The organism is Streptomyces sp. NPDC127117, assembly GCF_042677325.1.
GTDB lineage: Bacteria > Actinomycetota > Actinomycetes > Streptomycetales > Streptomycetaceae > Streptomyces.
In genome coordinates this window covers 16,760-38,086 of record NZ_JBHXTM010000066.1, presented here as the reverse complement: position 1 = coordinate 38,086, position 21,327 = coordinate 16,760, and the positions used below count along the sequence as shown (strand labels likewise).

General features: G+C 72.7%; 15 protein-coding genes, 1 tRNA gene and 1 other RNA gene. 10 read left to right on the top strand and 7 right to left on the bottom strand.

What is annotated here, in order from left to right; all coding sequences use genetic code 11:
• The 4 genes from ACFVH0_RS35550 to ffs all read right to left on the bottom strand — a co-directional run.
• Positions 1 to 1,398 (bottom strand): hypothetical protein (locus tag ACFVH0_RS35550; protein ID WP_385827085.1); only part of this gene is annotated, 1,398 nt, incomplete at its 3' end.
• A gap of 345 nt (positions 1,399 to 1,743) precedes the next feature.
• On the bottom strand, positions 1,744 to 2,994 hold the full coding sequence (gene purD / locus ACFVH0_RS35545) for a phosphoribosylamine--glycine ligase (RefSeq protein WP_385827083.1): 1,251 nt from the start codon (positions 2,992 to 2,994) through the stop codon (positions 1,744 to 1,746).
• A gap of 151 nt (positions 2,995 to 3,145) precedes the next feature.
• Complete coding sequence (locus ACFVH0_RS35540) at positions 3,146 to 5,365, bottom strand: DNA polymerase III subunit gamma and tau (protein WP_385827081.1); 2,220 nt, start codon at positions 5,363 to 5,365, stop codon at positions 3,146 to 3,148.
• 74 nt (positions 5,366 to 5,439) lie between these two features.
• An RNA gene (gene ffs / locus ACFVH0_RS35535) (signal recognition particle sRNA small type) lies at positions 5,440 to 5,536 on the bottom strand.
• A 143-nt stretch (positions 5,537 to 5,679) separates the two neighbouring features.
• On the opposite strand from ffs, the gene ACFVH0_RS35530 reads away from it, so the two are divergent.
• Positions 5,680 to 5,767 (top strand) — tRNA-Ser (locus tag ACFVH0_RS35530).
• 935 nt (positions 5,768 to 6,702) lie between these two features.
• Positions 6,703 to 9,474 (top strand): hypothetical protein, encoded by a 2,772-nt coding sequence (locus ACFVH0_RS35525; protein ID WP_385827079.1) that lies wholly within the window; start codon positions 6,703 to 6,705, stop codon positions 9,472 to 9,474.
• Between the two features lie 540 nt (positions 9,475 to 10,014).
• Here ACFVH0_RS35525 and ACFVH0_RS35520 read toward each other — a convergent pair.
• Together ACFVH0_RS35520 and ACFVH0_RS35515 are read right to left on the bottom strand one after the other, a co-directional pair.
• The gene (locus ACFVH0_RS35520; protein ID WP_385827077.1) at positions 10,015 to 11,199 is read right to left on the bottom strand and encodes a serine hydrolase domain-containing protein; all 1,185 of its coding nucleotides are present in this window, start codon (positions 11,197 to 11,199) and stop codon (positions 10,015 to 10,017) included.
• A gap of 74 nt (positions 11,200 to 11,273) precedes the next feature.
• Entirely contained in the window at positions 11,274 to 12,461 is a 1,188-nt protein-coding gene (locus ACFVH0_RS35515; protein WP_385827075.1) for a serine hydrolase domain-containing protein, read from the bottom strand.
• A 145-nt stretch (positions 12,462 to 12,606) separates the two neighbouring features.
• On the opposite strand from ACFVH0_RS35515, the gene ACFVH0_RS35510 reads away from it, so the two are divergent.
• From ACFVH0_RS35510 to ACFVH0_RS35500, 3 genes are all read left to right on the top strand, one after another.
• Entirely contained in the window at positions 12,607 to 13,854 is a 1,248-nt protein-coding gene (locus ACFVH0_RS35510; RefSeq protein ID WP_385827073.1) for a sensor histidine kinase, read from the top strand.
• Positions 13,855 to 14,006: 152 nt separating this feature from the next.
• The gene (locus ACFVH0_RS35505; RefSeq protein WP_385827088.1) at positions 14,007 to 14,648 is read left to right on the top strand and encodes a response regulator; all 642 of its coding nucleotides are present in this window, start codon (positions 14,007 to 14,009) and stop codon (positions 14,646 to 14,648) included.
• Positions 14,649 to 15,133: 485 nt separating this feature from the next.
• Complete coding sequence (locus ACFVH0_RS35500) at positions 15,134 to 15,631, top strand: SigE family RNA polymerase sigma factor (protein ID WP_385827071.1); 498 nt, start codon at positions 15,134 to 15,136, stop codon at positions 15,629 to 15,631.
• Positions 15,632 to 15,679: 48 nt separating this feature from the next.
• On the opposite strand, the gene ACFVH0_RS35495 is transcribed toward ACFVH0_RS35500, so the two are convergent.
• Positions 15,680 to 16,012, bottom strand: a complete 333-nt coding sequence (locus ACFVH0_RS35495; RefSeq protein ID WP_385827069.1) for a hypothetical protein — start codon at positions 16,010 to 16,012, stop codon at positions 15,680 to 15,682.
• 83 nt (positions 16,013 to 16,095) lie between these two features.
• On the opposite strand from ACFVH0_RS35495, the gene ACFVH0_RS35490 reads away from it, so the two are divergent.
• The 5 genes from ACFVH0_RS35490 to ACFVH0_RS35470 all read left to right on the top strand — a co-directional run bounded on the left by ACFVH0_RS35490 (position 16,096) and on the right by ACFVH0_RS35470 (position 21,283).
• Positions 16,096 to 17,334: a mannosyltransferase family protein gene (locus ACFVH0_RS35490; RefSeq protein WP_385827086.1), complete on the top strand. Its 1,239-nt coding sequence runs from the start codon at positions 16,096 to 16,098 to the stop codon at positions 17,332 to 17,334.
• Between the two features lie 140 nt (positions 17,335 to 17,474).
• Complete coding sequence (locus ACFVH0_RS35485) at positions 17,475 to 18,161, top strand: hypothetical protein (RefSeq protein WP_385827067.1); 687 nt, start codon at positions 17,475 to 17,477, stop codon at positions 18,159 to 18,161.
• Positions 18,162 to 18,304: 143 nt separating this feature from the next.
• Positions 18,305 to 18,541, top strand: a complete 237-nt coding sequence (locus ACFVH0_RS35480) for a ferredoxin (protein ID WP_385827065.1) — start codon at positions 18,305 to 18,307, stop codon at positions 18,539 to 18,541.
• Positions 18,531 to 19,925: an NAD(P)/FAD-dependent oxidoreductase gene (locus ACFVH0_RS35475; protein WP_385827063.1), complete on the top strand. Its 1,395-nt coding sequence runs from the start codon at positions 18,531 to 18,533 to the stop codon at positions 19,923 to 19,925. Before ACFVH0_RS35480 ends, ACFVH0_RS35475 begins: the two co-directional genes overlap by 11 nt.
• Before the next feature lie 122 nt (positions 19,926 to 20,047).
• On the top strand, positions 20,048 to 21,283 hold the full coding sequence (locus ACFVH0_RS35470; protein ID WP_385827061.1) for a cytochrome P450: 1,236 nt from the start codon (positions 20,048 to 20,050) through the stop codon (positions 21,281 to 21,283).
• Positions 21,284 to 21,327 lie beyond the last annotated feature (44 nt).

Here is a 21,327-nt window from a genome sequence, read left to right as displayed (position 1 = left end):
GAGGTCCGACGCGGTGAGGTCCGTCGCGTCGCGGGCGGTTCCGGCCAGGTCCGTCGCGGTGAGGTCCGACGCGGTGGGGTCCGTCGCGGCGCGGGCGGTTCCTGCCGGGTCCGTCGCGTCTCGGGCGGATCCGGACCCGGCGGGCGCCGACCCGGCGGGCGCCGACCCGGTCGGCGCGGGGGTCATTGAGTCCAGGACGCGGTGCAGGCGGGCGGCCTCGGTGCGCCACTTACGGTCGACGACCTCTTCCGGGTACTGCTGCCAGTCGACCGGCGACCAGTCCGGCCCCGTACCGGCCGGGCCGCCGTGGAACAGCCGGGCCGCCAGCAGCGACGCCGCCTCGTCGGCCGCGCCCGGCTCCTCCAGGAGGTCGCAGGCGGGACGCTCGCCCAGCCGGGAGGCGAATCCGTCGGCGAGCCGGTCGCGTCGGGACAGCTCGGTGAGCGCGGACACCACGCCCGCGTCCAGCCGGGACGGCCAGCGGCCCATCCGCCAGGCGGGCAGGGCGACCCGGGTGAGCAGCCGGTCCCAGCCCGCGTAGGCGAGGCCGACCTGCTCCTGGGCGACGATCCGCAGACCGTAATCCACACCCTGTGCACGGACCGACGCGGCGGCGGCGACGCCCCGCTCCATCTCGGCGGCATGGCCGCGGCAGCTGCGCAGCAGCAGCCGGGCGATCCGGCCGACGAAGGCGCGGGGCACTCTGCGCAGCCCGGCCAGCGGCCCCCGCACGGGCGCGGCGGCGTCGGCGACCGCGCCGTCGAGTCCGCGTACGAAGCGACGTGCGGCGGCTATGTCGGGATGCGCGGCCGGGCCCGTGCCCGCGACGACCGGGGCGAGCACCGCCCGCAGCTCGGCGACCCGCATCCACCACAGGAACGGCGATCCGATGACCAGCACCGGAGCCGCCTGCACCCGGCGGCGGGACCGGACCGCGGAATGCGTGGCGGAATCCGGGCCGGCGCCCGGCGCGGGCTGTGCCGAGGGGTGGGTGCGGTCCTCCAGCCAGCTGTCGCAGTCGGGTGTCAGGGCTATCGCCGAGGGCGCGGGAACCCCGAGCCGGTCGGCGAGGTCCCTGACCAGGCGGTAGAGATCGGGGGCGGCCTTCTCCGGGAGCGGGACGGTCGGACTGACCGCCGGCCTCGCCCGTACGATCGCGACCGCGACCGCGGCGGCGAGCAGCAGCACGACGACCGCGCAGGCCGTCACGGCCCAGCGTGCCGTGTCCCAGCCGCTGCCCACGGCGAGGCCCTGGGCGCCCGCCACGAGCAGCACGACGGCCACCGCCGCCGGCAGGATCGCCACGGCTGCCGCCCTGCCGCGGATGCGCAGCACAGCATGAGCTCGGGCACGCGCACTCAGCGCACCCAGCTCCTCACTTGCACCGGTATCGGACACGGCCGGACGTCACCCCCTCTGCCCCCGCGGCGGTGTTGCTCACTCCCCCACTGTGGCACCCGTCACTGACATCGCAATGCCAGTGGGCCAAGTGCCGGAATGCTTGCGCCGCACCCTAGTTGGGGCCTCGGCGGGCGTCATCCGGATGGCTCAGCCGTCACTCGATGGAATGGCTTTGGGTAAAGGTGCTGACGCGCCGCTGTCCTTGGGGCAGCGGCGCGTCGGTGCTCGTCAGAGCGTTTTCGGGGCGGTGTCCGCGGGGACAGCAGGCCGGATTGTCCTTCGGGGAACCGGTCACGGTGTCCGCGGGGACAGTCGGCCCGGTCGCCCCTCGGGGAACCGGTCTCAGCCCTCCGCGGCCTTCCGGGCGATGTCCGTACGCAGGTGCGAGCCGTCGAGGCGGATACGGGCCGCCGCCGTGTAGGCACGCTCCCGGGCGCCCGCGAGGTCCTTGCCGGTCGCGGTCACGGACAGCACCCGGCCGCCCGCGCTGACGATCGTGTCGCCCTCCCGCTTGGTGCCCGCGTGCAGGACGTACGCGTGCGGGGCGTCCTGCGCCGCCACGTCGTCGAGCCCCTCGATCGGGTCGCCGGTGCGCGGCGTGCCCGGGTAGTTGTGCGAGGCGATGACCACGGTGACGGCGGCGTCGTCGCGCCACTTCAGCGGGGGCAGCTCGTCGAGCGTGCCGTTGGCGGAGCCGAGCAGGACACCGGCCAGCGGGGTCTTCAGCCGGGCCAGGACCACCTGGGTCTCGGGGTCACCGAAACGGGCGTTGAACTCGATCACCCGGACACCGCGCGAGGTGATCGCGAGGCCCGCGTACAGCAGCCCGGAGAACGGGGTGCCGCGGCGGCGGAGTTCGTCGACGGTCGGCTGGAGCACCGACTCCATGACCTCGTCGACCAGCTTGGGGTCGGCCCACGGGAGCGGGGAGTACGCGCCCATGCCTCCGGTGTTCGGGCCCTCGTCGTCGTCCAGGGCGCGCTTGAAGTCCTGCGCGGGCTGGAGCGGCAGCACGGTGGTGCCGTCCGTGATCGCGAAGAGGCTCACCTCGGGGCCGTCGAGGAACTCCTCGATGACCACGCGGTCGCAGGCCAGGGCGTGGGCGCGGGCCGCCTCGACGTCGTCGGTGACGACGACGCCCTTGCCCGCGGCGAGGCCGTCGTCCTTGACGACGTACGGGGCGCCGAAGGCGTCGAGGGCGGCGTCGATCTCGGCCGGGGTGGTGCAGACGTAGCTTCGGGCGGTCGGGACGCCGGCCCCGGCCATCACGTCCTTGGCGAACGCCTTGGAGCCCTCCAGCCGGGCCGCCTCGCCGGAGGGTCCGAAGCAGGGGATGCCCGCGGCGCGCACGGCGTCGGCGACCCCGGCGACGAGCGGCGCCTCCGGGCCGACGACCACCAGCTCGGCGCCCAGGTCGGTGGCGAGGCGCGCGACGGCGTCGCCGTCGAGGGCGTCGACCGGGCGCAGTTCGGCCACCTCCGCGATACCGGCGTTGCCGGGAGCGCAGTACAGAGCGGTGACGTCGGGGTCGAGGGACAGAGAGCGGCACAGGGCGTGTTCGCGGGCGCCGCCGCCGATGACGAGGACCTTCACGGGGTGCAGCCTAGCCGCCGGGGCGCGGCGCCCTTGACGGGCGCCGCTTCGTGGACACCGCAGGGGGACCGCGGCGGGCGCCTCGGGCGCCTGAGCCCATCCCCGCCGCCGCCCGCTGTTCGCGCCCTGAGCGCACCCCCGCCGCCGCCCGCTATTCGTTGGTGAACTCCTCGACGACCGTGGCGCCCAGTTCGCGGACGATCAGGTCGTGGCCGGAGAGCGCCGAGTCGACGAGGTCGGGGTCGTCGGCCTCCGGGGTGTCGTCCTCGGGAGCGACCGCGCGAGGGGGCTCGGGCGCGGAGTGCTGCTGCGGTGGTGCGGAGTACGACTGCGGCGCGGGCTCGGCGGCCGATGCGGCACCCGGCTGCTGGTGGCTCGGCTGCGACTGCTGGTGCTGCTGAGAAGCGGCCGGCCGGGGTTCGTAACCCTGCTGGGGCGCGGGGGCCTGGTACTGCTGCGCGGGAGGTGCGGCGGGGCGGCCCCCGCCGGTCTGCGGAGGTGCTCCGGCGCCGCCCGACGGGTCGACGATGGCCTCGATCTTCCACTGCGCGTTGAAGCGCTCGGCGAGCGCCTGCCGCAGCACTTCCTCGCTGCCGCTGCTCGCGAAGTTGTCCCGCGCGCCGGCGTTGAGGAAACCGATCTGCAGAGTGGTGCCGTCGAAGCCGGTCACCTGGGCGTTCTGGCTGAGCAGGATCCAGGTGAAGCGGCGGCGGTTCTTCACCGCCTCCAGAATGTCCGGCCACATGTTCCGCACCTGGCCGGCGCCCTGGGTCATGCCCGGACTCGGCTCGGCGGCGGCAGGCACCGGCGCCGAGGGCGCGGCCTGGGCCGGCGCGGCGGCCGGAGCGGACTGCGGGACGGGCGACCGGCCCGGGGCGGAAGCGGTCGGCCAGCCGCCGGGGCGTCGGCCCGATTCCGGCGCGGCGGCGGTGGGCCAGGCGCCGGGCCGCTGACCGCCCGAGGGGGCCGGGGCCGCCTCGGCCGGCGGCTGCGGAGCGGCGGGGGCCGCGGGAGGTGCGGCAGCGGGGGCGGGCGACGCCGCCTGGACCGGCGCGGGAGCGGGGGCCGGGGCCTCGCCCCGTACCGCCGCGCGCGCGACGGCGGGCCCTGCGCCCGGCTGTACGACGGGGGCCGCGGGCGCGGGTGCGTGGGCCAGTGCCTCCGGCCCGGGTACGTAACCCATGGCGGGCCCCGGGCCCGTGGTCGCGAAGGAGGCGCCCCGCTCCAGCCGGTCGAGCCGGGCCTGCAGCGAACGCTCGTCGTCGAAGGCCGCCGGCAGCAGCACCCGGGCGCAGATCAGCTCGACCTGGAGACGCGGCGAGGTCGCGCCGCGCATCTCCGTGAGCCCCTCGTTGACCAGGTCGGCGGCGCGGCTCAGCTCGGCGGCACCGAAGACGGACGCCTGGGCCTGCATCCGCTCGACGACATCGGCGGGGGCATCGATCAGCCCCTTCTCCCCGGCGTCCGGCACGGCGGCCAGGATCACCAGGTCACGCAGCCGCTCCAGGAGGTCCGCGACGAAACGGCGCGGGTCGTTGCCGCCCTCGATCACCCGGTCCACGACCTCGAACGCCGCGGCCCCGTCGCCCGCCGCGAAGGCGTCCACGATCGAGTCGAGCAGCGAGCCGTCGGTGTAACCGAGCAGCGAGGTCGCCATGGCGTATGTCACACCGTCGTCGCCCGCGCCGGCCAGCAGCTGGTCCATCACCGACATCGAGTCACGCACGGACCCGGCCCCGGCCCGCACCACGAGCGGCAGCACGCCGTCCTCGACGGGGCTGTTCTCCTTGCCGCAGACCTCGGCGAGGTACTCGCGCAGTGTCCCGGGCGGCACCAGACGGAACGGGTAGTGGTGCGTACGCGACCGGATGGTGCCGATGACCTTCTCGGGCTCGGTCGTGGCGAAGATGAACTTGAGGTGCTCCGGCGGCTCCTCGACCACCTTCAGCAGGGCGTTGAACCCCGCCGAGGTGACCATGTGCGCCTCGTCGATGATGTAGATCTTGTAACGACTGGAGGCGGGCCCGAAGAACGCCTTCTCCCGCAGATCACGGGCGTCGTCCACGCCACCGTGCGATGCGGCGTCGATCTCGATGACGTCGATGGATCCCGGCCCGTTGCGCGCGAGGTCCCGGCAGGACTGGCACTCCCCGCACGGCGTGGGCGTCGGCCCCTGCTCGCAGTTCAGACAGCGGGCCAGGATGCGCGCACTGGTCGTCTTGCCACAGCCGCGCGGACCGCTGAACAGGTACGCGTGATTGACCCGGTTGTTCCGCAGCGCCTGCTGCAGCGGGTCGGTGACATGCTCCTGCCCGATGACCTCGGCGAACGACTCGGGGCGGTAGCGGCGGTACAGCGCAAGGGACGACACACATACGAGGTTATCCGGGCGGACCGACAACCGGCCCCGGACCGGGCGAAGCACCGCCAGGAAGCCCCGGGAAACACAAGGGCCCCCCACGCACCCGCCAGAGCCGACCTACCCTTGCTGCCTTCCGGCCCTGGGGGAGTTCAGTCAGATAGCGCCACGTGAGGGGCTGACGCCCACCTTAGCCGATCCCCACCCCTGCCGGTCCACTCCCCCCACCTTCCGGAACCGCCCGGGACACCCCCGGAACGAGCCCGAACCGATCTCCGGGGGAACGGGTTCGCGAGCACTCCTCAACGTCTTGTATTGTTTGCCGCGGAGGATTCGCCTAGTGGCCTAGGGCGCACGCTTGGAAAGCGTGTTGGGGGCAACCCCTCACGAGTTCGAATCTCGTATCCTCCGCCATTGCTCTCACCGGGCAATACGTCGAAGGGCCCCGCAGCTTGCTGCGGGGCCCTTCGACGTTCGTAGTCGTGGGTGGTGGGTTCGAACCGTCTCCGGCCCGGACGGCGTCAGGCCGCTGTCAGTGCCCCGAGGCACAGGGCCATGCAGCCGACGAACGCCGTGCCGGCTACGAAGACAGCCTCGGGTTGTCCTGTCCCGGAGCCCCATTTCACGTGGCTCCGCCGCCCTCCCGTCAGGTGCGGGCGTCCGTTCATCGGACGAGAGAGCACTCCCCATCAGCAGGGTCGCGAGTCCGTCGTGCGCGCGTTCCGCCGCCCGCCGCTGGCTGGTGGTGGGCCCCGATCCGGCTGTCGAGTGCGCACAGGAGATCACCGATGCGGCGCTGCTCCTCGATGGATGGCAGCAGTACGGGAAGCTGCCGCATCGCCTTTGTCCTGATCGAGGCGACGATGGTCATCTCTGCTCGGTCTTCGATCCTTGCCTGTACTCCCGGAAGGGACAGGAAGGCGGGAACGAAGCGCGAGTCCGTATCGGGCCCGAAGGCACCGCCGCGAGCAGTTCGCCCCCTCTCGGGCAGGGGTCGTTGATCCGGCGTGCCGAACGCTCCATCACGGAGATCCCGCCCGTCCCACCGGCCCGGTCGCGCCGAGTGTCGGCGAACACAGGGCGCCGGGCCCCGATCGCCGCACGGACATCGGACCGCCGCTCCGGGTCAGGATCCTTCGGTCAGCGACCGGCCCCAGGACTCCCGTCCGGCTCCTCCCCAGCGCTCCTCTTCGGCGCTCCTGTTCGGCTCCTGTTCGGCTCTTGTCAGATTCCTGTCAGGTTCCCCGAGGTGGGACAACCGGTGATGACACGTCACCCTCTCCCCGGTGCGGGGTGCTCCTGGGATTCCTGGGGCGCTGAAGCACGACCAACAACGAGGAGACACCATCGTGAGACAGGTCTCACGCGCGCTGACGGCCGCCTTGGCGGCCGTGGCGCTGGCGGCGGGTGTGCCAGGGCCGGCGCATGCACAACCGGCCGCCGAGCCCATACCCGGCGCGCCGCCGGGCGCCTCCGGGGAGCGGCTGCCGGAGGGGTGGCGTGTCGAGGGCGGGGAGCTGATCTGGAGCTCGCCCGAGCCCGTGGGCATGGGCGGCGCCCTGGTCGAGTTCCGCTCGGGGGAGCGGACCCTCGGCGTCCCGGAGCCCTCCCCCGACCAACGCACCTTCCGGCTCCGCCTCGACGGGGCGAGGGTCGGACCGGTGAGCGAACTCCAGGTGGTCGCCGGTTCGCGGCGGCTGGACGCCGCAAAGGCCGACCAGGCACCCCGTCAGCGGCGCTCGTCGGCTGCTGAGGCACCCCCGGAGCCGTTCCCCGCCAACCCGGTCGACCCCGGTGTCGCCGGTAAGTACCACACCATCAGTGGTGGGTACTCCCTGAAGTCGGTGAGGCTGCCGGGCTACGCCGAGCCCGTGGAGATGCGCGCCACGGTCGTCGGCCCGACGGACGCGCCGGGGAAGCGACCGCTGGCGCTCTTCGTCCACGGCCGCGGCGCCACCTGCTACGAGCCCGGCAAGAACAGCGCGGGCATGGAGTGGCCGTGCAAGCCGGGCAACAAGGAGATCCCGAGCCACCGCGGCTTTCTGCACGACCAGAAGCTCCTGGCATCCCAGGGCTATGTGACGGTCTCCATCTCCGCGAACGGTGTCAACGCGCAGGACGGCCGCGCGGCCGACTTCGGGGCGCAAGCCCGTTCGTCCCTGGTGCGCCAGCACCTCGCCCGCTGGGCGGAGTGGGGTGCGAACCCCGCGAAGGCCCCCGAGGCCGTGCGCGCGACGGATCCCGCGGACCTCTCGAAGGTGCTCCTGGTCGGCCACTCCCGGGGCGGCGAGGGCGTCAACCGGGCGGCGCTCGACAGCGTCTCCCCGCCGCCGCCCGCCGAGGACGGCTACCGGGGGCCGGTGGGCTGGCGGATCCGCGGCACCGTCCTGATCGGCCCCACCAACTTCGGCCAGAACCCCACGCCCGACGTGCCCTCCATGACCATCCTGCCGGGCTGTGACGGCGATGTGAGCGACCTTCAGGGCCAGATGTACCTCGACGGCACCCGGGGCATCGGCCAGGGCACGGCGCTGCACAGCGCGGTGTACATGGTCGGCGCCAACCACAACTTCTTCAACACGGAGTGGACGCCCGGCCAGGCCGAGGCCCCGGCCGCCGACGACTTCTGGGACGACAGGAACAACCCGGACCCGGTCTGCTCGGCACGGGCCGAGACCCGGCTGAGCGCCAAGCAGCAGCAGACGGCGGGCGCCACCTACATCGCCGCCGCCGCGCGGCTCTTCCTCGCGGGCGACGACCGGGTCCGCCCGCTGCTCGACGGCTCCGACCGGCGCGCGCCCTCGGCCGATCCCGCCCGGGTGCTGACCCACGCCGTCGGCGGCAACCGCACCCCGGCGATCCGGCCCGACGACCCGCTCTCGGTGACGAACGGGCGCGTGTGCCAGCAGGTCACGACGAGTGCCGCCCGGGCCTGTATGCCTGACTCCGCCCCCGGTAGGTCGCCGCACTTCGCGTCCTGGGCGGAGACCACCAGTGAGCCGGGCCGCAACGCGGTCACGGCCCGCTGGACCAAGCCGGGCACCCCGGTCCGGCTGACGCCGGAGCGCGCCTTCTCGCTGGCGGGCTCCGACACGCTCGCCCTGCGGGTGATGGTGCCGCCGAACACCCGGGGCACCCGGCTCGACGTCGCCCTCACCGACACCTCCGGCAAGCGGGTGGGGCTCGGTCAGGTCACCGTCGACGGCCTTCCCGGCTCCGACTCGACGGCCGCGTACTGGGCGCGTGAGGTCCGCGTCCCGCTGAAGGCCGCCGTCAGCGCCGGTGTCGACCTGAAGCGGACGCAGTCGCTGGACCTCACCCCGCGCAGCGGCTCCGGCGAGCTCTGGTTGATGGACGCCTGGGGCTGGCGCCCCGGCACCCCGGTGGTACGCCCCGTCGCGCTCTCACGTGTCGACATCGGCAGGCTGACGGTCAAGGAGGGCGACTCCGGCACCCGCACCTACCGCGTGCCCATCCAAGTCACCGGCAAGGGCACCGGTGTGATCAAGCTCGCCGTCCGCGACCCGGAGACCCGCAGGTCCACCATCCGCACCGTGACGGTGAAGGCCGGTGGCTCCGTGGACGTGCCGATCACGGTCACGGGCAACTCCCGCTACAACTACGACCTCAGCCACGAGATCGCGGCCAAGGCCATGCGCGGCACTGCGGTCGGCGGCGCCTTCGGAGGCGTGCTCGTCGAGAACGACGACCCCATGCCCACGGTCACCGTGACCCCGGTCGCCGACTCGGTCACCGAGGGCCAGAAGCTCACCTGGAAGGTGGAGCTCTCCCAGCCCGCCGACATCAGCATCGAGACGCGGTTCGACCTCCTGCCGGTGCGCGAGGGCACGGAGCTGTCCACGAAGGATGTCGACGAGGAGTGGCTCTCCAGCCTCGGCGAGGACGCCGACCCGGAGCGGCCCCTGTCCACGAACAGTCCCTCCCTCTGGGTGTCCGTCCCCAAGGGCGAGACGAGCACCGAAGTGTCCGTGCCCACGGTCACCGACGCGCTGACCGAGTCGGAGGAGTCCCTGCGGATGCAGGTGAACATCCTCAAGGAGAACGAGTGGCTGGAGGGCCCCCTCCTCACGGGGAAGGTCACGGACACACACCAGGGCTGACGCCCGGGGGCCACGTCCCGCGCTGACGGTCCCTGAGCGCACCACCTGAACGATGGCACCGGCCCCCGCCACGGGGACCGGTGCCATCGGCGTGAGGGAGCCACGCGGGGACTGCCGGACCGGATCGGGGTGGTGAAGCTCCTCCCGTAATCCTGTCCTCGCGGCGGACCCTTCGGTCCGGGGGGCCTGCGCGTCGGTGAGCAGTGGGTCATAGTCGGTCGAGCGCCGGCGGCCCGACATGAAGGAGAGGAAGTCCTTCACGAACGCGCTGCGGGAGTACCTCGCGTCGGCGTCGGCCACCGTGCGCCGGTGTCGGCCGAGTTCGAGGCGGCACAGCCCCGTGCTCTTCAGTTCCGCGACGGATCATTTCGGTGGCCTCGGGTCGTGAAAAGCGTGTACCCGGCCTTGTCGATCACCGCGTGGGCGCGGGCGGCCGCTTTCGAATCTCGTACCCTCCGCCATTGCTCCCACCGGGCAATACGCCGAAGGGCCCCGCGGTTCGCTGCGAGGCCCTTCGGCGTCCGTGGTTCTCGGTGGGGTTCAGCGGCACAGGGCGGTGTCCACGGCGCGTTCGAGGCTGCGCCGGCTCGCCTCGTCGGTGAGCTGCATGGTGACCGCGACACTGGCGGCGCGGCCGTCGTCGGTGGCGCCGCTCCGGGTCTCGTACCCCGGGAAGCTGCCGCCGTGGCCCCAGGAGAGGCCGCCGCACGGCAGCGGTCTGCTGACGAGGCCGAGTCCGTAGCGGGCGCCGGGGCCGAAGGTTGCTTCGGCGGGGACGGTGGAGCGCATCCGGACGAGCTGGGCCGGGGGCAGGAGGCGGCCGGCCAGGAGTGCGCCGAAGAAGCGGTTGAGGTCGGAGTCGGTGGAGATCAGCTGGCCTGCCGCCCAGCCCCAGGAAGGGTCGGTCTCCGTGATGTCGCGCAGCGGTCCGTCCGCCGGTTCCCGGTAGTAGCCGTGGGGGTGGGGCTCCCGGATGCTCGCGTCACCGGGGGCGGGGAAGTAGGTGTGGCGCAGCCCGACGCGCTTGATGATGCGCCGGTCGATCTCCTCGGCCAGGGGGCGGCCGGTGACCTTCTGGACGATCAGGCCGGCCACGATGTAGTTCGTGTTGCTGTACGCCCATTTCTTCCCGGGGGCGAAGTCGGCCGGATGCCGCAGGGCGGTGGCGAGCAGTTCGCGGGGGGTGTAGTAACGGACTTCGTCCCCGAGGTAGTTGGTGTAGTTGGGCAGTCCGCTGGTCTGCTGGAGGAGCTGGCGGACGCTGATGCGGCGCCCGTCGATCCTCTCCCCGCGGACGAGACCGGGCAGATAGGTGTCGATGTCGGCGTCGAGGTCCATCCTCCGCTCCGCGACGAGTTGGAGGACGACGACCGCGACGAAGGTCTTGGTGTTGCTGCCGATCCGCACCTGTCCGTCGTCGGGCACCGGTGCGTGGGTGGCCAGGTCGCCGAGCCCTGCGGTGTAGGTGCGGGTGCGGGTGCGGCCGTCATGGTCCTTCACGCTCGCCAGCGCGGCCGGCATCCCGTCGTCGCGCACCAGTGCGTTCAAGGCCTGCTGGACGGGGTCCGTTTGCCTGGTGGAGGCGGCGGAGGCGGATGCGGGCTGGGTGAGGGCGGCCAGTGTCATGACTCCGATGGCCAACGCGGCTGCGGCCGATACGGTTCGTCGCCGGGTGCCCTGCCGGCGGACCGGCGAGCGGAGTCCTTGTCGTGCCTGCTCGCGCATGCGTCAACTCCTGCTGGATCGTCGGGCCGTTGTCGGGCTTGTGGGTGTGGGTGTGGGTTGCCTGGGTGCGTGGTTCATCCGCACAGGGCCCTGTCCACGGCGTCCTTCACGTGCTGCACGGCCGTCTCGTCCGTCGGGATGCTGGTGACCGTGACGTTGACGGCGCGGCCGTCCTCGGTGACGCCGCCCCGGGTCTCGTATCCGGGGATGTCGCCGCCGTGGCCCCAGTAGACGCCGCCGCACGGCAGCGGCCTGCTCGTGAGCCCCAGCCCGTAACGCAGCCCGGAGGTCCCGGCGGGGACGGTCGTGCGCATCTCGGCGAGCTGGGCCGCCGGGAGGAGGCGGCCGGCCAGGAGTGCGCCGAAGAAGCGGTTGAGGTCGGAGTCGGTGGAGATCAGCTGGCCTGCCGCCCAGCCCGCGGACGGGTCGATCTCCGTGAAGTCGCGCAGCGGTCCGTCCGCCGGGCTGCGGTGGTAGCCCTGGGGGTGCGGCTCTCGGATGGTCTTGTCGCCGGGGGCGGGGAAGTAGGTGTGGCGCAGCCCGACGCGCTTGATGATGCGCCGGTCGATCTCCTCGGCGAGGGGGCGGCCGGTGACCTTCTGGACGATCAGGCCGGCCAGGAGGTAGTTGGTGTTGCTGTATCCCCACGTCTTGCCCGGAGCCGCGTCGGCCTTGTACCGGAGGGCGATGTCGAGCAGCTCGCGCGGCTCGAAGTACCGGTGCCTGAGCTCGTCGTCGTCGATGTGCATGCCGTAATCGGGGAGTCCGCTGGTGTGCTGGAGGAGTTGGCGGACGGTGATGCGGCGCCCGTCGATCTCCTTCCCGCGGACGAGGCCGGGCAGGTAGGTGTCGACATCGGCGTCGAGGGCGATCTTCCCTTCGGCGACCAGTTGCAGAACCACGACCGCCGTGAACGCCTTGGTGTTGCTGCCGATCCGGACCTGACCGCCCCTGGGCACCTTCGAGCCGGTGGCCAGGTCGCCGACTCCCGCGGTGTAGGTGCGGGTGCGGCCGTCACGGTCCTTGACGCTCGCCAGCGCGGCGGGCATCCCGTCGTCGCGCACCAGCGTGTTCAGGGCCTGCTGGACGGCGTCCGGCCGGGCGGTGGCGACAGCAGCGGAGGCGGAGGCGGCGGGTGGGGTGAGGGCGGCCAGTGTCATGACGCCGATGGCCATCGCGGCCGCGGCCGATACGGCTCGTCGCCGCCTGCCGCCCTGCTGCCGGGTCGAGGAACGGGGGCCCTGCTGGGTCCGAGCACGCATGAGTCAACTCCTGGGCCGAGAAATCGTTTGGTCGGGGCACGATCCTGGTTTCCGGGGCCCCTCGACCGCATCGCGGCAAGGCGGGAGAAATCGCTCCCCCGATCGGGGGAGGCTGCCGGTGAGCCACCCGGTGATACTGGCGCCCATGATCAGGGGAATCCGGCCGCTGCTGCGCGGCTCCACGTATTCGGGTGTGCTGTTCGCCTACTGCGGCGCGCTGGCAAGCCTTCCGCTGCTGCCCTTCGCCCTGCTGCCCGCGGCGTTGTGGCCGTCCGGACCCGAGAGTGTGCGGATCGTCCTGGTCCTGCTCGTCTGGGCGGTGCTGGTCGGCTCGGCCGGGCTGGTGCGCCCCGTGCGGCGGGCGCTGGTCGCATCCGCCCGCCGGCTGCTGCAGGTGCCGCTGCCGAATCCGGTGGCCGGTCGCCGGGCCTCCGGTTCACCCGGCCTCGACCGCTGGCGGACCCCGCTCTGGCTGGTGCTGCACGTGGCCGTCGGGTGGATGGGGGCGATGGCCGGCGGGATGCTGTTCATCATGGGCATCGCACTGCCGGGGAACTGGATCGGCGCCGAGGCGCGGCTGAGCCTGTTCGGTTCGTCGCTCCAGGCTTCGGGCGGGTGGAGCTGGGTGGTGGCGGCCGTGTTCATCGTGCTGGCGGTGACCATCTGCGTACTGGTGACGAAGCTCCTGCGGTGGTCTGCGCCGCGGCTGCTGGGTCCGTCGGCGGCCGAACGGCTCGCGTTGGCCGCCGAGCGGGAGATGCGGCTGGCCGAACGCAACCGGATCGCCCACGAGTTGCACGACTCGATCGGCCACACGCTGACGGCGGCCACCATCCAGGCGGCGGTGGCGGGCGAGATGCTCTCCGCCGACCCGGTGGCGGCGCGGGCCGCGATGCGCAGCATCGAGGAGTCGACGCGGGCCGCGCTGGAGGACCTGGACTACGTACTCGGAGTGCTGCGCGAGGAACAGTCGGGGACGGCACCGACCCGGACCCTGGCCGACCTCCCCGGGCTGCTGGACCGTCTGCGGCACGCGGGGGCCGTGGTGGAGCCGGAGCTGTCGGGCGAGTTGGCGCAGGTGCAGGGGACGCTCTCCCGGGCGGCGTACCGAATCGTCCAGGAGGGGCTGACGAACGCGCTGCGCCACGGGGCGGGCGGCCCGATCGGCATCAAGGTGGTGGCCGGGCCCGACGCGCTGGACCTCACGGTGGTCAACCGGACCGGGGCACGTACGGACCCGGGCGCGCGCCCGGGGGCCTTCCCGACCTCCGGCCACGGCCTGTCCGGACTCACCGAACGCGTACGGCTGCTGCACGGTGAGTTCCGGGCCGGCCCGGACGGTACGCAGCACTGGCGGCTGGCCGTCCGGCTCCCGGTGCGGGCGTCGGCGTGAGTGCTTCCGGCGCGGACGAAGGCACGGCCCTGCCTGCCTTCGCCGACCCCGCCACCACCGGCCCCACCACCACCGGCCCCACCGCCGTCGGCCCCACCGTCGCCGGTCCCGCCGTCAGCCTCTCCGCCGTCGCCGACCCCGCCGTCAGACTCCTGATCGCCGACGACGACGAGGTGACCCGCAGCGGCCTGGGCATGCTGCTCGCCGCCCAGCCGGGGATCACGGTGGTCGGCGAGGCCGCCGACGGCGTCGAGGCGGTCGAACGGGCGCGGGTCCTGCGGCCGGACGTGGTCCTGATGGACGTCCGGATGCCGCGTCGCAACGGGATCGAGGCCACCCGCCAGCTGCTGGCCGAAACGGCCGACCCGCCGAAGGTCGTGGTGATCACCACCTTCGAGAACGACGGCTACGTCACCGCCGCCCTCGGCGCGGGCGCCAGCGGCTTCGTCCTCAAGCGCCTCCCGGTACGCCGGATCGCCGAGGCGGTCCGGGTGGTGGCGGCGGGCGAGGCGGTGCTCTTCCCGGCCGCACTGGGCCGCATGGTCGCCGCCCGTCCGCTGGGCTCCGCCGAGGCCCTGCCGCAGGCCGACCTGACCGGGCGGGAGGAGGAGGTGCTGCGCCTGATGGCCACCGGCCTCTCCAATCCGGAGATAGCGGAGGCCCTCACGGTGAGCCTGGAGACGGTCAAGACCCACGTCGGAAACGTGCTGACCAAGCTCGGCGCGCAGAACCGGACCCATGCGGTGGTGATCGCGTACGAGTCCGGCCTGATGGTCCCCGGCTTCACCGGCTGACCGGCCCCCGGTCGGCTGACCGGCTTCCGGTCAGCTTCCACGGCGTCCCGCGCCCCGCCTCCATGGCATGATCACGCGGCCGTGGGTGCACACGGATACACACGGGTGCACACATGCAGTCCCCGGTAGTCCTTCTCGGTGCCGGGACTTCCAACCGTCGCTGAAAGCTCCGGATCCGGAGGAGCTGCCGGGGGCCTGGCCAGAGCCAACGAGAGGGTCACTCGGATCGGCGGACGTCTCCGTCGACGGTGCGGCTCGCTCTGGTTTTCTGGTGTATTGACGATTCTCCTCCCAATTTCTCGCTGGTCAAGGGGTTTGATAACTCTTTCTCCCGTATGCCCGGATGCTGGTACTCAGGGCTTCCGGCGCACCCCGCTTCGGAGCCGTGTGACCACCGTCACCCGGCTTCTTCGGATTCCGTGTCGTCCGGATGAGGGGGGCCGTGCGTATGCCGGGTGAGACCGAGGAGATCCAGGAGTTGTTTGTTGACCGTCGAGGAGTTCGAAGAGTTCTACGCGCTGACGGCTGCCCGGTTGACGGGGCAGTTGTTCGTGATGCTCGGCGACCAGCACGAAGCGCAGGACGTGGTGCAGGAAGCTTTCGTCAAAGGGTGGAGCCGGCGGCGTCAGCTCGATCGCGACGGGCAGCCCGAGGCATGGATCCGTACGGTCGCCTGGCGGCTGGCGGTGAGCCGGTGGCGGGGGCGGCGGCGGGCGGCCGATGCCTGGCAGCGCAGTGGTGCGCCGCCCCATACGGAGGCGCCGGGGCCGGAGACGGTGGCGCTGGTGGAGGCGTTGCGGGAGCTGCCTGCCAAGCAGCGCCGCACGCTGGCGCTGCACTACGTCTGTGATCTGACCGTCGAACAGATCGCCGTGGAGACCGGCCTTGCGGCCAGCACCGTCAAGACACATCTGGCCCGGGGCCGGGCCACGCTCTCGCACCGTCTGCAGGATCCGCGTACCGAGGAGGGGCCCTGTGTCTGAACCCCGAGACCCACTGAGGTCCCTGTTCAAGGAAGCCGCGGCGGTCGGTCAGTCGCGTGCGCGTTCCGCGCCGCCGTCGTACATCACCGAGCGCGGCCGGCGCGTACGCAGGCGGCGGATGGTCGCGCTGGCCGTGGGTGCCTGTCTGGTCTTCTCCGGTACGGGTGCGGCCGTGGCCACGCTCCTGCCGGACAGCAGGAGCGCCACCGTGCCCGCCACCACCCCGTCGCCCGTTCCGTCGCCCCGGACCTCGCCCTCGCCGGCCACGTCCTCGCCCAGCGCGCCCAGGACCAGCCTGCCGCCCATGAATACGCCCTCCTCCAGCGAAAGCGAGAGCCGGAGCCCGTCGGGGTCGACCACCGCTCCCGGCCGGAACGTCACTCTGCCGCCTCCCTGATCCGGGCGAAGCCGATGAGCCGGACGAACCGAGAAGAACAGAAAGATCGGGAGAACGTGCAGTGAGCATTTCCGCTCCGCAGCGGCAGGCGGAGAAGCAGCAGAAGCATCCGTACGCCGCCGGCGCCGCGATCGCCGCTCCCCGGCGCGCGCCGGTGCCTCCCCACCGGCGGTTCCCGCGGATCGGGGCCGCCGATCGCGAGGTGCTGTGGCTGTATCTGCTGACCCGGGCCGGGATCTGGACCACCGCGTACTGCACCCGGTGGCTGTTCCCCGACGACGGGCGGTCCCACCATGCCGGTTCGTTCTTCTCCTCGTGGCAGCGGTGGGACTGGTGGCACTACCTGCACATAGCCCAGTCCGGTTACTTCCCGGACGGGACCGGCCCCTGGACGGCCGACTGGGACAACAGGGAAGCCTTCTTCCCCGGCTTCCCGTTCCTGCTGCGCGCCGTCCACACCGTCGTCCCCAGCTGGCCCGCCGCCGGTGCGCTGATCTCGTTCGTGGCCGGCGGGGTCGCCGTACTGGCCCTGGCCCGGATCGCCCGGCTGCATCTGCCGCAGGAAGGGGCGGGGACGCGCGCGGCGCTGTTCTTCCTGCTCTCCCCGTGCGCGGTCTTCCTCGCCGCCGGCTACACCGAGGCGCTCTTCCTCGCCTTCGCCCTGCCGGCCTGGCTGGCCGCCCAACGGCTCAACTGGCCACTGGCGGCCCTCCTCACCTGCCTGGCCACCACCGTCCGGGTCAGCGGCCTCTTCCTCGCCGGGGCGCTCGCGGTGCACTTCCTGGTGACCGCCCGTACCCCGGCGCACTGGCGCCGTCTTCCCTGGCTGGCGCTGCCCGCCCTGCCGCCGCTGCTCCACAGCTGGTACCTGCACGCGCACACCGGCGACTGGATGGCCTGGAAGCACGCCGAGGAGCGTGGCTGGTACCGCGAATTCCACGCCCCCTGGGAGGCGTGGAAGAACACCTGGCACGCCGCCTTCGGGCACTCCCAGAGCACGGGTTACGCCCTGATGTGCCAGGCCGAACTCCTGGCCATGGTCGTCGGCCTGGTGCTGTGCGGCCTGCTGCTCCGGCAGCGGCGCTGGGCGGAGGCGACGTACATCGCGCTCAGCCTGTGGGCGCTGGGCACGTCCTACTGGTACACCTCCGTGCCCCGGGCGACCCTGCTGTGGTGGCCCCTGTGGACCGGGCTCGCCGCGTGGAGTCTGCGGAGCCCGCGCGTCAGGACCGTCTGCCTCACCGTCGGGGCGCCGCTGACGACGATCGTCGCCGTCACGTTCCTCTCCGGACGGTGGGCCGGCTGACCCTCACCGGGCGCTCTTCCGGAACGGGTTTCACCCTCCCGGCCGGTCCCGGTGGCACGGGCTCCCGTACGGGTGCTTGCTGGTTCCAGGGTGCGTCGGTCCGACGACGGCCCGGAGCCGGAGGAGGTGAGCCACCGACCATGGAGCCGCGACCGGAGACGCCGTCGGACGCCCGGCGCCGGGCCCTGCGCACTCCGCGGGCCGCGGGAACGGCCGGGGTCGTCTTCGCCCTGCTGCTCGCCGCCGCCATCGTCATGATCCGGCTGGCGATCCCGTCCGGGCCGGGCAAGGGCTCCGGCGAGTGGCTCACCGATCCCTCGCGCCGGCGCACGGTGCGGACGGCGCTCGAACTCGTACCGTTCGCGGGCATCTCGTTCCTGTGGTTCATGGGGGTGGTACGCACACGCATCGGGGACGCCGAGGACAAGTTCCTCGCCACCGTCTTCCTGGGCAGCGGCCTGGTCTTCGTGGCGACCCTCTTCGGGGCCGCGGCGGCGGCCGGCAGCCTGCTGGCGACGGCCGACACGACCGCGACGGGGCAGGAGCAGCAACTGTGGTTCTTCGGCGGCCACTTCACGTACAGCCTGCTGACGACCTACTCGATGCGCATGGCCGCGGTCTTCATCTTCTCGACCTCCGCCATCGGGCACCGGCTCGGCATCATGCCGCGCCCGCTCACCGTTCTCGGCGCCCTCGTCGGCCTGACCCTGCTCTTCGCGACCAGCAGCCTCGCCTGGTCCGAGCTGTCATTCCCCCTGTGGGCCCTGGTCGTCAGCATCCACATCCTCGTGGCCGCACCGACCGGGTCACGGCACGTGCGGCAGTGAACCCGTCGGACCGGCGATGACCCCACCGGTCGCCCCGTGACCCCACCGGTCGCCCCGTGACTCCATCGGTCCGCCTGTGCTCGCGGATCCGGAACGGCCCTCGCACGCTGAGGCGGAAGCACTACTGGAAGGGCGGCCCCTTGATGAGGCTTGTCGTCGATCTCAACCGGTGCCAGGGGTACGCACAGTGCGCGTTCCTGGCACCCGATGTCTTCGCCATGCACGGCGAGGAATCCCTCCTGTACAACCCGCACGCCGACGAGACACAGCGCGAGCAGGTGCTGCGCGCCGCCACCGCGTGTCCGGTGCAGGCCATCCTGGTGGAGGACCCGGACGAGGTACCGGCCGCGGTGGGTCGGGGGCTGTCCGGTGTCCGGTGACGGTGCTCTGGAGCGGCTGAGGCGCGAGGGGCGGATCGTGATCGTCGGCGCCTCCCTGGCCGGCCTCCGGGCCGCGGAGACCCTGCGGAAGGAGGGGTTCACCGGTTCGCTCACGCTGATCGGCGACGAGCCCCATGAGCCGTACGACCGGCCGCCGCTCTCGAAGCAGGTCCTGCTGGGCCACGCGTCCGCCGATCACACCGAGCTGCCCCGGCAGCACGGGCTCGACGCGCAGTGGCGGCTGGGGGTCGCCGCCACCGGGCTGGACATGGCGGCCCGGCGGGTGCGGCTGGACGACGGCGACGAGGTGGAGTACGACCGGCTGCTGATCACCACCGGGGTACGGGCCCGGCCCTGGCCGCACCCGGCGGAGGCCGAGCTGGACGGGGTCTTCGTACTGCGCACCCGCGACGACGCGGCCCGGCTGCACCGGCGGCTGGCGGCCTCGCCCCGCCGGGTGCTCGTCATCGGCGCGGGCTTCACCGGCTCCGAGATCGCCTCGGCCTGCCGCGAGCGCGGGCTGCCGGTGACCGTCGCCGAACGCGGGGCGGCGCCCCTCGTGGGCGCGCTCGGCGGGGTGGTCGGCCAGGCGGCCGCGGAGCTCCAGCGCGCGCACGGGGTGGATCTGCGCTGCGGGATCATGGTCACCGGTCTGGAGGGCGACTCGGCGGGCCGGTTGCGGCGGGCCCATCTGTCCGACGGCACCACCCTCGACACGGATGTCGCCGTCGTCTCGCTCGGCGCGACGCGGAACACCGAGTGGCTGGCCGGGTCCGGGCTCGGCGCCGGTCCGCGCGGCATCGCCTGCGACGCGGGGTGCCGGGCCTTCGACGTACGCGGCATCGTGACCGACGACGTCTTCGTCGCCGGTGATGTCGCCCGGTCCCCGCACGCGCTGTTCGGGTATCAGTTCCTCTCCCTCGAGCACTGGGGCAACGCCGTCGCGCAGGCCGCGACCGCGGCGCACAACATGATCAGCAGCAGCTCCGAGCGCCGCCCGCACCTGTGGGTGCCGGCCTTCTGGTCCTCCCAGTTCGGGGTCAACATCAAGTCGGTCGGCGTCCCGTCCCTGGGCGAGGAGGTCATCGTCGCCCAGGGCTCGCTCGCCGACCACCGCTTCACGGGTGTGTACGGGTACCAGGGCCGGGTCATCGCCGCGGTCTCCTTCGACCAGACGAAGTGGCTGGAGTTCTACCAGCGGCAGATCGAGTCGGGCGCCCCGTTCCCGCCGGATTACTCCTCGGTGGACCGCAGGACCGAGGGCCTGCGGCCGGTCCCGGCCGACTTCCCGGACCCCTCGCTGCCCACCCACGGCCCCACCGTCACCGTCAGCGGCTACTCGCCGGCCGACCAGCGGATCACCTTCACCCCCGGCCGGGGCTGACGGCGCCACCGCGCCACGTACCGCTGCCCCACGTGCCGGTGCGCCACGCACCCGCTGCCCCGAGACCGCTGCCCCACGTCCGTCACGGACGCCACCAAGGACGCCAGCAAGGACCCGCCACCATGACGCAAGACACACTCCTGCGGCAGATCATCGACTACGCCAACCGCGCCGACCCGTACCCGCTGTACACCGAACTCCGCAAGAAACCGGTGCGGCAGGAGGGGGACGAGCTGTTCGTCGTCAGCACGTACTGGGAGATCAAGAGTCTGCTGCACGATCCCCGGATCAGCTCGGACGCCCGCAACCTCTCCCCCGGCGCCGCGGGCACCCTGCTCCAGGAGGAGGAGGACTCACCGCTGCCGCCCTCCTTCCTGCGGCTGGACCCGCCCGAGCACGACCGGCTGCGCCGGATGACGATGCGGCCGTTCGGGCCGCCGGAGACACCCCGGCGCGTGTACAACATGCGCGGCGAGCTGGCCCGCATCGTCGACGGCCTCATCGACGGGTTCGGGGACCGGAAGGAGGTCGACATCGTCGACGACTTCTCGTACCCCTTCCCCGTCACCGTGATCTGCCGGCTGCTGGGCGTGCCGCGCGAGGACGAGGCGCGCTTCCACTCCTGGGCCGACACCATCGCCGCCGGCCTCGACCCGGACCCGGGCGGGGATCCCGGTGAGCAACGCCGCGCCACCCACGAGGCCCGCACCGAACTGGGGATGTACCTGTCCGGGCTCATCGACGAACGCAGCGGTGCCCCCGGCGACGACATGCTCTCCGCGCTGGTCACCCAGCAGGGCCCGGACGGGCAGATGAGCCGGATCGAGGTGCTCAGCACCGCGGCGCTCCTCCTGATCGCCGGTCACGAGACCACGGTCAACCTCATCACCAACGGGACGCTCACCCTGCTGCGCAACCCCGGCGTCCTCGAACGGCTGCGCGACGACTCCCGGTTGGCCGTCCCGCTGGTGGAGGAGCTGCTGCGCTTCGAGCCGCCCGTGCAACTGCTCCCGCAGCGCACCACACTCGCGGACATCGACATCGCCGGCACCACCATCCCCAAGGGCGCCTCCGTCTGGCTCGTCCTGGCGGCCGGCAACCGGGATCCGCAGCGGTTCCCCGACCCCGACCGCTTCGACCCCGACCGGCCGGACATCCAGCATCTCGGCTTCGGCAGCGGCATCCACAACTGCTTCGGCGCGCCACTCGCCCGGCTGGAGGCCCAACTCGCCCTGACCGCGCTGGCCCACCGGCTCGACGGCCCCCGACTGGTCGAGGACCCGCCCCCGTACCGGCAGAACGCCGTGCTGCGCGGACCCCGTCATCTGAACATGGCGTTCGACGCCCTCCGCGGCTGAGTCCGGCCGACACCTCCACGCGCGGGGCCGGGCCGACGATGATG

What these genes read in the sequence shown, in the direction of transcription:
- ACFVH0_RS35510 (WP_385827073.1), top strand. Translation starts at nt 12,607, where the DNA reads ATGATCAGGGGAATCCGGCCGCTGCTGCGCGGCTCCACGTATTCGGGT.
- ACFVH0_RS35480 (WP_385827065.1), top strand. Translation starts at nt 18,305, where the DNA reads ATGAGGCTTGTCGTCGATCTCAACCGGTGCCAGGGGTACGCACAGTGC.
- ACFVH0_RS35485 (WP_385827067.1), top strand. Translation starts at nt 17,475, where the DNA reads ATGGAGCCGCGACCGGAGACGCCGTCGGACGCCCGGCGCCGGGCCCTG.
- ACFVH0_RS35520 (WP_385827077.1), bottom strand. Translation starts at nt 11,199, where the DNA reads ATGCGCGAGCAGGCACGACAAGGACTCCGCTCGCCGGTCCGCCGGCAG.
- ACFVH0_RS35470 (WP_385827061.1), top strand. Translation starts at nt 20,048, where the DNA reads ATGACGCAAGACACACTCCTGCGGCAGATCATCGACTACGCCAACCGC.
- ACFVH0_RS35515 (WP_385827075.1), bottom strand. Translation starts at nt 12,461, where the DNA reads ATGCGTGCTCGGACCCAGCAGGGCCCCCGTTCCTCGACCCGGCAGCAG.